The sequence below is a fragment of the Streptomyces sp. NPDC054796 genome (genome assembly GCF_053611545.1).
The window spans coordinates 419,525-432,688 of record NZ_JBSHAO010000001.1 but is presented as its reverse complement, the minus strand read 5'-3'; the positions used below and the strand labels follow the sequence as shown (position 1 = coordinate 432,688).

Here is a 13,164-nt window from a genome sequence, read left to right as displayed (position 1 = left end):
GTCCTGGTCTGTACAGAAGTGGGGGGGGGGGGGGGGGGGGGGGGGGGGGGGGGGGGGGGGGGGCCGCGGGGGGGGGGGGGGGGCGGGGCGCCCCCGCCACGTCAGGCGGCGCGCTCGGCCCCGGCCAGGTCCGCGTTGACGGCCTCGATGAGGGCGCGCGGGGTGACGGCGTCGGTCAGCGCGGCGTCGTCGAGCGTGATGCCGTACTCGCGCTCGATGCGGCCCCCGGTCTCCAGGAGCGCCAGCGACTCGTAGCCCAGCTCCTCGAAGCCGGTGTCGAGGATGTCGCCGTCGAGGTCCACGGTCTCGCCCGCGCCCTCGCGGAGGATGCGGCGCAGGTCGTCGAGGGTGAATTCCTTGGTGGACACGTGAGTTCCTTTCGTCGTCGGTGAGGTGGTGCGCGATGACACATGGCGCGGTGGCACATGGCGCGGTGACGCATGGCGGTGTGCGGTCCGCACCGGCACGTTCCTAGGCGTCTCCCGCCGCGCTCCCCGCGCGGGCGACGACGGCCGAGTTGAAGCCGCCCTGGCCCCTGGCCAGGACGACGGCCGTACGCACCCGCGCCGCGCGCGGCCGGGAGGTCACGAGGTCGAGCCCGTACTCCGGCAGGGCCTCGACGTTCGTCGTCGGCGGGATCTCGTCCTCCTCCATGGCCAGGAAGGCGGTGGCGAGGTCGAGCGGAGCGGCGCCCGAGTAGAGGCGCCCCGTCATCGTCTTCGGCGCGGTGACCGGGACCCCGCGGCGCCCGAACACGGCGCTGACGGCCTCGGCCTCCGTACGGTCCAGCTCGGGCACGGCGGCGGCGTCGGCGAACACCACGTCGACCTCGCCGGGCACCACCTTCGCGTCCTCCAGGGCGAGTTCGACGGCCCGGCGCAGCGCGGGCCCCCGCGCCGACCCAGGGCGGGGGTCGAAGGTGGCGCCGTAGCCCGCGATCTCGCCGTAGATCCGCGCCCCGCGCTCCCGCGCCGCGGTCGCGTCCTCCATGACGAGGATGGCGCCTCCCTCGCCGGGCACATGTCCGCGCGCGCCGGCGTCGAAGGGCAGATACGCGCGCTCGGGCTCGTCGCTGGTGCTCATGCGGCCACCCGTCATCTGCGCGACCCAGCCCCAGGGGCAGATGGAGGCGTCGACGGCGCCGGAGAGGATCAGCGGTGTGCCCTTGCGGATCTGACGGCGTGCCTGGGCCACCGCGTCGAGACCGCCCGCCTGGTCGCTGACGACGACGCCGCTGGGGCCCTTCAGCCCGTTGCGGATGGAGATCTGGCCGCTGTTGACGGCGTAGAACCAGGCGAAGGACTGGTACGCGCTGACGTACTGGCTGCCCTGGCTCCACAGCTTGCGCAGCTCGTTCTGGCCGAACTCGAAGCCGCCGGCCGAGCTCGCGGTGACCACACCCATGTCGAAGGCGGACAGCTCGCCGGGGACGACCTTCGCGTCCTCCAGCGCCCAGTCCGCCGCCGTCAGCGCGAGCCGGGTCATCCGGTCGGTCTGCGGCAGCAGCCTGCTGGGCAGGTGGTCCTCCGCGACGAACCCGGGGATCTCCCCCGCCAGCCGCGAGGGGTACGGGGTGGGGTCGAAGCGGGTGACACGGCCGATGCCGCTCCGGCCCTCCTGAACGGCCGTCCAGTAGTCCCGCGCGCCGAGCCCGTTGGGTGACATCACACCCATGCCGGTCACCACCACGGAGGCGGTCATGCCTTGCTCCTCTCGGGCCTGGCGAGCACCACGGCGCTCTGGAATCCGCCGAACCCGCTGCCCACGCTGAGGACGGCGTCGGTGATCTGGTCGCGCGCGGTGAGCGGCACGTAGTCCAGGTCGCACTCGGGGTCCGGTGTGTGCAGGTTCGCCGTCGGCGGCACCACGTGGTGTTCCATGGCGAGCGCGGAGGCCGCGATCTCGATGGAACCGATGGCACCCAGCGAGTGGCCGACCATCGACTTGATGGAGCTGACAGGCGTACGGCGCGCGTGCTCGCCCAGGCTCTTCTTGAACGCGGCGGTCTCGTGCCGGTCGTTCTGCTTGGTGCCCGAGCCGTGCGCGTTGATGTAGTCGATGTCCTCGGGATTCATCCGGGCCTCGCCGAGCGCGGCGTCGATGGCCTCGGCCATCTCCAGCCCGTCGGGGCGCAGCCCGGTCATGTGGTACGCGTTGCTGCGGGTGGCGTAGCCCGCGACCTCGGCGTAGATGTGTGCGCCGCGACGCTTCGCGCTCTCCAGCTCCTCCAGGACGAAGACGGCGGAGCCCTCGCCGAGGACGAAGCCGTTGCGTGTCGCGTCGAACGGGCGCGAGGCGCGCTCGGGCTCGTCGTGGCGGGGTGTGGTCGCCTTGATGGCGTCGAAGCACGCCATCGTGATCGGCGAGATGGGTGCGTCGGAGGAGCCCGCGATCATGATGTCGGCGCTGCCCTCGCGGATGACGTCGGCGGCGTAGCCGACGGAGTCGATGCCGGAGGTGCAGCCCGTGGACACCACGGTGTTGGGGCCCTCGGCGCCGACGGCCCAGGCCACCTCGGCCGAGAAGGAGCTGGGCACCAGGTAGTTGTAGAGGTGGGGCACGGCGTAGGCGTGGTCGACGAGGTCGAGGCGCCCGCCGTCGCTGACGACGCGGTACTCCTCGTCGAGCCCCATGGTGGCGCCGACGGCGCTGCCCACGGTGACACCGACGCGGTACGGGTCGGTCTCCGACAGCTCGATGCCGCTGTCGGCGACCGCACCGCGCGCCGCGACGACGGCGAACTGCGCCGCCCTGTCCATGCGCCGCACCTCTTGCGGGGTGAGGCCGTGCTCCTCGGGGTCGAAGTCGATCTCGGCGGCCACCTGGGAGCGGAAGGGCGAGGGGTCGAAGAAGGTGATCCTCCTGGTGGCCGTCGCGCCCTCGGTGAGCAGGCTCCAGAAGCTCTTGACGCCGACGCCGCCCGGAGCGAGCACCTCGATGCCCGTGATGGCCACGCGACGCCCGGTCACGCGGACGCCTCCCAGTTGTAGAACCGGGTGGCCATGGCGTCGGCGGGCGAGCGCCATGTGGCCGGGTCGTACGCCTCGATGTAGGGCTTCAGATCCTCGCTGATCCGCACGAAGCGGGGGTCGGTCTTCGCCTCCTCGATCAGTTCGCCGCCGTTGTCGGAGTCGAAGTCCTGAAGGTGGAAGTAGAGACCCCGGTAAGCGAAGAGCTGGCGGCGCCTGGTGCCCATGAGGTGCGGCATCTCGGTGGCGTCGAACTCGGTGAACAGCTTGGCGACATCGCCGCTGGCGGCGGGAGTCATGCGGGCCACGATCAACGTACTGTGCATGCGTTCTCTCTCCTCCATGACCGAAGTGCTCCGGGAGTGACACGTGCAGGCGGGCAGGCCTGCTCCGCGGCGGGCGCCGGACGGCGCCGCCGGAAGCCGGACGTGAACACACTGCGCGGGCGGTACGGCGGCCTGATGTGCCCGTCGGCCGCGCGGAGACGGCGGTGAGACACATCGCGCGGAGCGGTCACGCTCCTCCGCACGCACCTGCGGCGGACACCGCAGGCCCCCGGCCGTCTCGCCTCGCTGACCACTGCCCCGGGAGCTGGTCAACAGCTTGTTCGCTCCCCGGACACACCTCAAGTCAACTCAGGTCAGACCTTGGTGAAGTTGGGTCATCGCTTTGTCCGAGGAATGAACGTGTCACTGCGGATACGCTGCGTAGCCGGTGCGCACCCGGTGCGGGAAAGGACGGCGCGGGTTGCGGAAAGAGTTCACACAAAGAGAGTTGACGTGGCGCGGGCCAATTACCCAAGCTGTGCGGTGAGTTCACGGGGCGGCTCACCGCGACGGGGTGCGTGTGGCGGTGCCCCGTGAAAGTGCCACCGCCGCGCGAAACGTCCGCGGGATGTCACGGAACGTGGCGGCGCGCGTGCGTTTCCCGAACGGGCCCGGACGACCGGACGGGCTCAGACGAGAAGCGTGGACGGCGGCGTCTCCGCACCTTCCAGCGCTGTGGATTCCGCGTCGTCCAGAACGGCGGAGGCGTCGTCGGGAAGGCCGCAGGAATCGTCCTCGGCGAGGACACAGGAGTCCTTCTCGGGTGTGCCGTCGAGAGTGTCCAGGCGGTCGGGCGACAGATCGAGCGCGGCGAGGATCGCGGGCACGGCGATGCTGGGCAGGAGGTGGTGCAGGAGGACGGAAAGCCGTCGCGGCAGGTCCTCGTCCTCGTGCGGCGCGCGCGTGGTGAGCTGGAGCCCGGCGAAGGCGCTGACGCACAGGTCCGCCGTCTCAGCGGGCTTGACGTGCGGCAGCAGCTCGCCCTGCGCCTCGGCCGCGCGCAGGGACCGCAGCACGCAGGCGGTCCACTCCTTGAACGGGCTCCGGTCGGCCAGCCCTTGGCGGGTGCGCGAGTCGAGGGAGATGCGGACGCTGGCCCTGATGAGGGATTCCGTCGCGAGGCGGCGCGCGAAGATATAGGTGCCGTCGACGAGTTCCTGGAGCTTCACGGGCTGGGGGCGCACCAGCACATCGAGATCCTGCGCGTCGAAGATTCCCTGGACCAGGTCCTCCTTCGACGGGAAGTGGAAATACAGCGCACCTTTGGTGACATTCGCCACCTCGACAATCTCGGTGACGGTGGCCGCCTGATAGCCTTCTTTTTCGAAAACTTCTGCCGCGGCCTCAAGAATTCGCCGCCGGGTGATGATCCCCCGATCCCGCTTAGCCAACGTCGCTCCTCAGTCACACGGGCTGCGCCGCACCGTCCCGGTGTGGACGCGGTGCTTCGGCCGGCTGCCGCACGGGCCCGGCCTGAGAGGGGGGTGGGATTTTCGACCTTTACGGTAACAAGCCCTTAGTGGCCCTTCGGTCTCCCCGTCATGGGAACGACCAGAGTTTGACCATCCTTACCCCCCACTTGACCCGCGCTTTACAACGTTGTAGCCGCGGGCACACGGACAACACGCACTTCCTCTCACGCCTTTCTCATGCCGCGGCCCCGCACGGATCCAGCCGGTCCGCGAAATCCGCCCCGGCGAGCTGAGGAAGAACGAGCCGCCAGAAGCCGGTGACCGAACTCCCCGAAAGCCACTCGGTGTCGCTCCGGCCCAGCGTCATGAGTCCGACGGTCGCGAGGGTGACGGTGGCGGCCACCTCGGCGACGGAAACCCCGGGGGCGAGCGAACCGTCCTCCTTCGCCTCCTCCAGGAGTGCGCGCACCCGCACCTGCCACTCCTGCCGGAAGGCGGGCCCGCCCTGGCGCGCGATGTCGTGGCTCAGCCGCACTCCGGAGCGGACGATGAGGTCGTCGCGCAACTGCGCCACCAGCACGTGCGAGGTGTCGATCAGCTCCTGCAACGCACCCGCTCTGCGCGGGCGTTGACGGGACACGGTGTGGCGCAGCGTGCTGGACGCCTTCTCCTCGATGGCGTTGGCGATGGCGGCCTTGTTCTCGAAGTGGAAGTGCAGCGCTCCGCTGCTCACCCCCACTTCACGGCAGATTCCGTTGAGCGTCGTCTGGGCGAATCCCTGCTGCTCGAACAGCACCGCCGCGGCGTGAACCAGCTCGCACCGTGTGCGCGCGGCCCGCTCCTGTCTGGTCACCGACCGGCCCCTCCCCTTCCGTCCCACCCCGCTGGCTCGGCGGCGATATGCCGCGTCAGCCGAGAGCTTCCGTACCGACTTCCTGGTTTTAACGGGCGGCCCCTCGTCCCGACAAGGGGCCTTTCAGCTACCTGGACCGCACCGGAAGGGCAGACAACGTTGACACCCCGGGAGCGGCTTCCGCCAGGTGTATGCCACCTGGACACAGCAAACAAACCAGGCTGCCGGTATGTTTCCTTTTTTACGGAAAGCGAATACCTCAAGCCTCGCGACCCCGCGGAACGATCCACGGAACGGCCCCGCGGAACGACCATGGAACAGACCGCCGGACGGCACCGCGACGCCCCGGTCACGGCGCACCCCCCGGACGGGATATACATGCGTCCCGGGCGGTTCCACATCGCCAGGCTACAATGTATATTGTAATCAATACAGTGCGCGTCGTACCCCATTGAGCGGCGTCGCACAGAGCAACGAGAAAGAGGTGCGCCGTGGGAGGCAGGCTGGCGGAGAAGCGCGAGGCCATCACACGGGGAGCCCGTACGGTCTTCGGCCGCGACGGATACACGCGGACCAGCATCGATGCCATCGCCAAGGAGGCGGGCGTCTCCACCCGGACCATCTACAACCACTTCGAGGGCGGCAAGGCCGAGCTGTTCCGCCTCATCGTGGAGGAGGGCGCGACCCAGATCCACGACGTGCAGCTCGACGTCATCGACCGCTGGCTGCGCAAGGTGACCGATCTGGAGGCCGATCTCATCGACTTCGGCCGCGCCTGGGTCGAGCCGCTGGGCACCTTCCCCGACCACTTCGCGCTGGTACGCCAGTTGCGCGCCGAGGTCGGACACCTCCCGTCCGAGCTGCTGCGCGCGTGGGAGGAGGCGGGGCCCGTCCGTGTGGAGTACGCGCTCGCCGACCGGTTCCGCAGCTTCGCCGACGAGGGACTGCTCCAGACCGACGACCCGCGACAGGCGGCCAGCCACTTCATCCAGCTCATCTCGGGCGAGATCATCGACCGCTCGTACTACGGTGCGCTGCCGCTCCCGGCCGACGAGGTCACCCGTCTCATCACGTCCGGCGTCCACGCGTTCCTGAACGGATATCTGCCGCGCTAGACCCCGCCGGGCGCAGTTGCCTCGTGAAGGGATTCCCCCATGTCCCCGTGCACGGACCGCCCCGGATCCGCCTTGCCCCCGGGTTCCGCTTTCCTCCGCCGCGCCGACCGTGCCGACCGCGTCGGCCCCGTCGACGGTATCGGCGGCACGGTTCGCGCCGGCCGCATCGCCGGCCGCATCGTCGGCCGGACCACCGGCCGCGTGCGTCGCATCCGTCACGCGCGTCGTATCCGTCACGCTCGCCGCGTACGCCGCTCGCCGGTGGCCGCGGCGGAGGGGCCCGGCCCCGCCCTTGTCGTCGCGGGGCCGGGGGTCTCAGCCCTGTCCGAGCCGGAAGCCCACACCGCGCACGGTGATGATCCAGCCGCTGGCGCCGAGCTTGTTGCGCAGGCTGCTCACGTGCGTGTCGACGGTGCGCCGGGACCAGGAGTCGCCCCACACCTGCTGCATGAGCCGTTTCCGCGGAATCACCGTGTCCGGGTGCGAGGCCAGCAGGAAGAGCAGATCGAACTCCTTGCGCGTCACCTCGACCTGACGCCCGTGCAGGCTGACCTCACGGGTGCTCGCGTCGATGCGGAGCGGGCCGTGGCACACCACGACGCCCGTCGGCGCCTTGGCCCGCGCGCGCCGCATCACGGCTTCCATACGGGCCATCAGTTCCCGGAAGCCGTACGGCTTCACCAGATAGTCGTCCGCGCCGGCCTGGAGGCCGAGCACGCAGTCCAGTTCGCTTCCGCGACCGGTCATGGCGATCACGGGAACATCGCTCATCGAGCGGATGCCCCGGCACACCCCGAGACCGTCGAGATCCGGCAGTTCGAGGCCCAGGAGGATCACGTCGGCGTCACCGCACCTGGCGATGGCCTCGCTGCCCGTACCCACACAGCGCACTTCGTGTCCGTGCCGACGGAGTCCACCGGCAAGATCCTCGGCCTCGACCCCGTCGCTCTCGACCACCAGTACGCGCCACACGCTTTCCCGCTCCGGCCAACTCGCCGGCGTGCTGCCCTCGATCATCCGAGGTCCCGCTATGTGCGGCTCCAATACGTCCGCCGAACGCTGGTTCACAGGCTCCCCCTAGCTCACCCAGCTCACGATCCGATCCGGACCGTGATCCAGGACGTTACAAACCGCGCTCCCGGTTTGTCAAAGGTTCCACGTCCTCGGCACGTGCACCAGAAAATAGGACAAAGCCTGACCAAATCACGGAATGAAATCCTCCGTACGCGGAGCAAAGCCGCGAGCGAACGCATTCTTCCCAATTGCCCATCAAGTCCACTCGATTAACCGACCGTTCATACCAACGAAGCAGACTTCCACCTCACGGGACGTCATGCTTTGGGCAAGGGTGAGGCGATGGGTGAGTGCGCTTCGACGTGTTTCCCGCGCCTAGCAGAAGAGGAGCGGGGCGGGGGAGGAAAGCGGAGAAGGAGGGGAGAAGAGTGGCGCGATCTCGACCAGCCCCGGCCCGCAGGGAGCTGACGGCGCGTCCGCTCGGGGGCCGGAGCGGCGGCGGCTCTTGTCAGTACACGCTCCTCCTGTTTGTCTCTGCGGGCACCGGAGCCGACAGAGGAGTGTGGTGTGTGTGCGCTCAGGGAGACCGGTTCTCGTCGCGGCCGTCTGCGCCGCCGTGCTCGCGATGCTCGCGGTCCTGGGAGGCGTCACTCCGGCGTCCGGGACGACGCCGCTGCTGCCGGGGGCCCGTACGGGCGTGGGCCCCGGAACCAGAGCGGAAGGCGAGCCGCCCCGCGCGCCCCGGGCTCCCCGGGCTCCCCGGGTGACCGACTCGCGGGGGCGCGCCCTGACGCTGCGCGGCTGGAACGTCGAGGACAAGACGCACCGCGGCGAAGCCGCCCTCTCCTCCATCACCGAGAAGCACTTCCGCGACATGCGCGGGCACGGCTTCAACTTCGCCCGGCTGCTGGTCTTCTGGGACGACCTGGAGCCCCGGCGCGGGCACTACAGCGCGGGCTACCTCCGTAAGATCGAGCGGATCCTGGACTGGGCCGCGAAGTACCGCGTGCACGTCCTCCTCGACGCCCATCAGGACGTCTTCGGCCCGGCGTTCGGCCACCGCGGCATCCCGGAGTGGGCGACCCGCACCGACGGGCTGCCCTTCACACCCCAGCCCGACGACTGGTTCTCCGAGTACTTCCAGCCCGCCGTGCAGCGTGCCTTCACCCATCTCTACGAGGACGCCGACCTCCGGCGCGCCCAGGCGTCGATGTGGCGTGTGCTCGCCGAGCGCTTCGGCGGGCATCCGGCGCTGCTCGGCTACGACCCCCTCAACGAGCCGATGGGCGAACTGCGGGAGGGCGAGGACCTGCCGACGGCGGCCCGGCGCATCGAGGCCGAGCAGATCACCCCGATGCACCGCCGCGCGGCCCGCGCGATCCGCTCGGCCGACCGCGACGGCTGGCTGTTCGTCGAGCCCACCCCCATCGTGGGCGAGGGCGTGCCGACGGGACTCGGGAGGATCGAGGACCCGAGGGTGGTGTACGCGCCGCACTTCTACAACACCGCGATGGAGGCGGGCGCCGACTACGACCCCTCGGCGGGCTGGATCGAGTCCTACGAGGCGGCCGTCACCGCCTACCCCCGGCGCCACGGCCTCCCCGTGGTGATCGGCGAGTGGGGACCGCTCAACAACGGCCTCCCGCACATGCGTGAGTTCTACGAGGACGCGCTCGCCTCCTTCGGCCGGTACAGCGCGGGCTGGGCCGGATACGTGTGGTGCTACGGCGGTGGCTACTGCGCCGCCGACGAATCGGGCGCGCTGCGGCCGAACAAGGAGCTGACCGCCACTCCGTACGCCGCGGCCGTCGCGGGGAAGGTGCGCGCCGACACCTACGACCCCGACGGGCGCGTGCACCGGCTCTCCTACACGGCGGGCCCCCTGCGCCAGGGCGCGACCGAACTCTCCCTGCCGCCCTCGCCCGACGGCTGGCGGATCGCGGTGGACGGCCGGGCCGTGAGCGACAGGCGGACCGTCGCTCCGGGCACCTCGGCGCTCGTGCGCGTGCGGGCGCTGCCGGGGGCACGGGTGACGGTCACTGTGACGCCGTAGGGCTGTGCCGTGATGTGACGTGACGTGGCCGTGCGGGGGTGGGGTGGGCGGGCGGGGTCACACGTCCAGGAGGTGGCCCGGTGCCGCCTGCCTCCAGGAGTCCTGGATGATGTCCCGCAGCTCGTCCCGGTCCTCCAGCGCGGCCAGCCGCGCCCGCACCCACGACGAACTGGCCTCGTGCGGCGGCACCCAGAACTTCTCGGGCTCCGCCGCTATCAGCTCGCCCCGCTCCAGGACGGGGCAGCGCACGGCGAACGAGGATTCGTCGTCAGGCATCGTGACGAACATCTTCCCCGCCACGCGGAAGGTGGGCATGCCCCAAGCCAGCACCTCTGTGGTCTCCGGGAGGGAGAGGGCGATACGGCGTACGTCATCCGGACCGATCATGTGTGCCACCCTAGCGAGCGGGTCTGACAACGCGGCCCTGGTTCTCCTCGCTTCTCCGCTCTTCCCCCTTCTTCCGCCCTCGTCCGTTCCCTTCCGTTCCGTTCCATTCCGCTTGGGAGCGTGCGCGGTGCATGCCTCTCACCCCGTCGCTGCCGGCCCCTTCCGCAAGGGCCCGGCAGCGGCGCGAACACGACCGCCGCCACCTCGTCAGGGCCTCAACGGCCCTGTCCCGCATGCCACTTCTCTACTCGGTTCCGCTCTCGGTTCACGCCACGCCGATACCCCACATACTGAGACGCGGATTCCACAACGTGGCAATACGCACGGACGATAGCCCGCCCCCGTACACCGGAACAAGAGGTTCCACGCAGGTCGGCGGCGTTTACGTGCCGCTGTGATGACTGTGCGGTGCCCGTGCGGCGCCCGCCTGGTGCCCGCCCGGACGCTGCCGCGTACCCCCGTGTTGGCGATTCCCACGCGACGACGTAACGTGCTCGCCCTCACCCCGTAACGCGACACACGACGCTCAGGGCGCGCACGCCGCGCCGGACGCCCCACCCCCTTCCGCGCCCGCACGCACGACCCGGAACGGGGAGAGGGAAGCGATGGGAAACGCGGCACCGCTGGTGCACACGGCGATCGCGATCGCCGGAGTGGTCCTGCTCATTCTGAGAGCGAAGGTCAATCCTGCTCTCGCCCTCGTCCTCGGCGCCGTCTACCTCGGGCTGGCGGGCGGACTCGGCCCCGAGCGCACGGTGGCCACCATCAGCAAGGGCTTCGGCGACCTGATGGCCGAGGTCGGACTGCTCATCGTCTTCGGAGTGCTGCTGGGGACGCTGCTCTCCTCCCTGGGCGCCATCGAGAAACTCGTGGCCGTGCTGCTGCGGCTCCTCGGTCCGAAGCGGCTGCCGTACTCTTTCGCCGTGACGATGGGGACGGTGCTCCAGTCGATCTTCGCCGATGTGCTGCTGGTGATGACGGCGCCGATCGCCCGCTCGCTGGGCCGGAAGATCGGGCCCTACGGCACAGCGCGCATGGCAGCCGCCATGGCGCTGGGCGTGGAGGTCGGCATCGCCCTGTCCGTACCCGGCATCGGCGCGCTCGCGCTGGCCGGGCTGCTGGACATACCGCTGGGTGTGATGCTCGTGTACGGGTTCCCCGTCGCGGCCGTGACCATAGTGCTCGCGTTGTTCCTGTTCAGCGCCCTCAGCAGGCGTGGCCTGTGGAACGCCGAACGCGACGAGGTCGACGAGGCGGCGGCCGACGTGCCCGAGCCCGCCCCGGCTACGGCCCCGGCGTCGGCCCCCGCCTCAGCGTCGATGTCGACGGGAGCCGGGGCGCCGACGGGGACAGGGGCGCCGACTCAGGCGGCGACAGAGGCGGAAGCGGAGGCACCGACGGGCAGCACTCCCCCGCCCGCCTCCCCTCCCCTCGCCCTGTCGCTCGCTCCCCTGCTGCTCGCCCTCGTGATGATCGCGACCGGCGCCTTCGCGGAGATCGCCGGGTGGACCTCGCCCGTCGTCGGCTTCCTCGGCGACCCGGTGATCGGGCTGCTGACGGGCCTCGTCGGCGCCTGCCTCGTCGCGCGCAAGTGCCTGCCGCAGGGCGCGGTGGGCGAGTCCTTCAACCAGGGGTTCCGTACGAGCGGCCAGATCCTGGTGCTGACCGGCGTGGGCGGCTCGCTGGCCGCCGTGGTGGAGAAGGCGGGGCTCGGGGACATCGTCAAGGACTCCTTCTCCGCGAGCACGTGGGCGCCGCTGGCGCTCGTCTGGGTCATCGCGGCCGTCCTCCACATGGCGATCGGCTCGGTGACCACCTCGGCGATCACGGCGGCGGGCATCCTGGCGCCTGTGGCGCCAGGTCTCGACGTACCGCCCGTCCTCATCGCGCTGGCCGCGGGCGCCGGGTCCCTGTTCGCCATCCACGCCACCAGCAACACCTTCTGGCTGCTCCAGACCCTCATGGGCCAGACCACCCGCGGCACCCTCAAGACCTGCACCCTCACGGTCTCCGGCGCCTCGGTGATCGCGTTGCTGCTGGTCCAGGCGTTGAGCTTCGTGATGTGAGCGATGTGTATGCGGGGCGGGGAGGCCGCCCTGGCCCTCGTCCGGCTCAGCCCGCGACGGCCGTGACCGCCTCGACGAGGGACCAGACGGCGAGCCCGAGCATGCACACTCCGCCGATGCGCTGCACGGTCTTGAGGGGGACGCGCTTGGCGATGAAGCGCCCGGCGAGCAGTGCCAGCGCGGAGACGGACATGAGCGCGGCGGCGGAGCCGATGGCCGTGGACCAGGTGCCGTTGGAGGCGGCGAGGTTGGCTGTGGTGATCTGGGTCAGGTCGCCCCACTCGCTGATGAAGACGGCCATGAAGGCGGTGGAGTAGACGGGCAGGAAGCCGGTCACGGTCTTGCCGCCGCTGTCGTCCGACTCGCCGTCGCCGTCGCCGCCGCGCAGGAGCATGAACGCGCCGAAGCCGAAGAGGGCGGCGGAGACGAGCTTGACGATCCAGTCGGGCAGCAGCCCGATCAGGCTGCCCGCGCCCACGGCGATGGCGACGTGCACGACGAAGGCGCTCGACGTGCCGAGCCACACGTACAGGGGGCGCATGCGGGTGCCCATGGCCAGAGAGGCGAACATCGTCTTGTCGGGCAGTTCCGCGAGGAAGATCAGGCCGAAGGCGGTGAGGATCGCCAGGAGGTCGAGGTGCATTCCGGGGGCTTTCTGTAAGGGCCGGGCCCGGGTCTTCGCGAGGCGCCGCAGACGGGCGACGGGAGGACCGCTCGGCCCGGCACGACGGGTGTGCCCGCGCGAGCGGGCACGTCAATGCCTGGCCGAAGGTCTCGTCCACCGCCACGCCGGTCCGGCGCCACGGCCCGGCGGCCGGGCCGTCCGCCATGCGGACGTCCAGTATGTCGACCAGCCGGTGTTTCGGGACTACTCCCCTTCGCTGCGTGTCAGGGTACCCCCCACGTGGACGGAAGGTCGATCGAGGGCACGTCCCCGCCCGGAACCACCCGCCCCCGCTCGGCCCGGCC

At 70.5% G+C, this 13,164-nt stretch carries 12 protein-coding genes; 3 read left to right on the top strand and 9 right to left on the bottom strand.

From position 1 onward, the window contains the following. Positions 1-101 precede the first annotated feature (101 nt). From ACWGJ2_RS01880 to ACWGJ2_RS01855, 6 genes are all read right to left on the bottom strand, one after another. The gene (locus ACWGJ2_RS01880) at positions 102-368 is read right to left on the bottom strand and encodes an acyl carrier protein (protein ID WP_453343933.1); all 267 of its coding nucleotides are present in this window, start codon (positions 366-368) and stop codon (positions 102-104) included. Positions 369-471: 103 nt separating this feature from the next. Then, complete coding sequence (locus ACWGJ2_RS01875; RefSeq protein WP_453343932.1) at positions 472-1,701, bottom strand: ketosynthase chain-length factor; 1,230 nt, start codon at positions 1,699-1,701, stop codon at positions 472-474. Then, positions 1,698-2,969, bottom strand: coding sequence for a beta-ketoacyl-[acyl-carrier-protein] synthase family protein (locus ACWGJ2_RS01870; RefSeq protein ID WP_453343931.1), 1,272 nt, complete (start codon positions 2,967-2,969; stop codon positions 1,698-1,700). Before ACWGJ2_RS01870 ends, ACWGJ2_RS01875 begins: the two co-directional genes overlap by 4 nt. Further along, positions 2,966-3,295, bottom strand: coding sequence for a TcmI family type II polyketide cyclase (locus tag ACWGJ2_RS01865; RefSeq protein WP_453343930.1), 330 nt, complete (start codon positions 3,293-3,295; stop codon positions 2,966-2,968). Before ACWGJ2_RS01865 ends, ACWGJ2_RS01870 begins: the two co-directional genes overlap by 4 nt. Positions 3,296-3,924: 629 nt before the next feature. Beyond that, positions 3,925-4,686, bottom strand: coding sequence for a ScbR family autoregulator-binding transcription factor (locus tag ACWGJ2_RS01860; protein WP_453343929.1), 762 nt, complete (start codon positions 4,684-4,686; stop codon positions 3,925-3,927). Between the two features lie 256 nt (positions 4,687-4,942). Next, positions 4,943-5,560, bottom strand: coding sequence for a ScbR family autoregulator-binding transcription factor (locus ACWGJ2_RS01855; RefSeq protein WP_453343928.1), 618 nt, complete (start codon positions 5,558-5,560; stop codon positions 4,943-4,945). 491 nt (positions 5,561-6,051) lie between these two features. Between ACWGJ2_RS01855 and ACWGJ2_RS01850 the strand changes: the two genes are divergently transcribed. Next, positions 6,052-6,675, top strand: coding sequence for a TetR/AcrR family transcriptional regulator (locus ACWGJ2_RS01850; protein WP_453343927.1), 624 nt, complete (start codon positions 6,052-6,054; stop codon positions 6,673-6,675). A 315-nt stretch (positions 6,676-6,990) separates the two neighbouring features. On the opposite strand, the gene ACWGJ2_RS01845 is transcribed toward ACWGJ2_RS01850, so the two are convergent. Next, positions 6,991-7,692, bottom strand: coding sequence for a response regulator transcription factor (locus ACWGJ2_RS01845; protein WP_453343926.1), 702 nt, complete (start codon positions 7,690-7,692; stop codon positions 6,991-6,993). Positions 7,693-8,260: 568 nt separating this feature from the next. On the opposite strand from ACWGJ2_RS01845, the gene ACWGJ2_RS01840 reads away from it, so the two are divergent. Further along, a complete protein-coding gene (locus tag ACWGJ2_RS01840) occupies positions 8,261-9,742 on the top strand; it encodes a cellulase family glycosylhydrolase (RefSeq protein WP_453343925.1) in 1,482 nt (493 codons plus the stop codon). 57 nt (positions 9,743-9,799) lie between these two features. Here the strand turns inward: ACWGJ2_RS01840 and ACWGJ2_RS01835 are convergent, their stop codons facing one another. Then, positions 9,800-10,129 (bottom strand): MmcQ/YjbR family DNA-binding protein, encoded by a 330-nt coding sequence (locus ACWGJ2_RS01835; RefSeq protein ID WP_453343924.1) that lies wholly within the window; start codon positions 10,127-10,129, stop codon positions 9,800-9,802. 605 nt (positions 10,130-10,734) lie between these two features. Here ACWGJ2_RS01835 and ACWGJ2_RS01830 point away from each other — a divergent pair. Further along, positions 10,735-12,195, top strand: coding sequence for a GntP family permease (locus ACWGJ2_RS01830; RefSeq protein ID WP_453343923.1), 1,461 nt, complete (start codon positions 10,735-10,737; stop codon positions 12,193-12,195). 46 nt (positions 12,196-12,241) lie between these two features. Here ACWGJ2_RS01830 and ACWGJ2_RS01825 read toward each other — a convergent pair whose 3' ends face one another. Further along, the gene (locus ACWGJ2_RS01825; RefSeq protein ID WP_453343922.1) at positions 12,242-12,838 is read right to left on the bottom strand and encodes a TMEM165/GDT1 family protein; all 597 of its coding nucleotides are present in this window, start codon (positions 12,836-12,838) and stop codon (positions 12,242-12,244) included. Between the last annotated feature and the right edge of the window lie 326 nt (positions 12,839-13,164).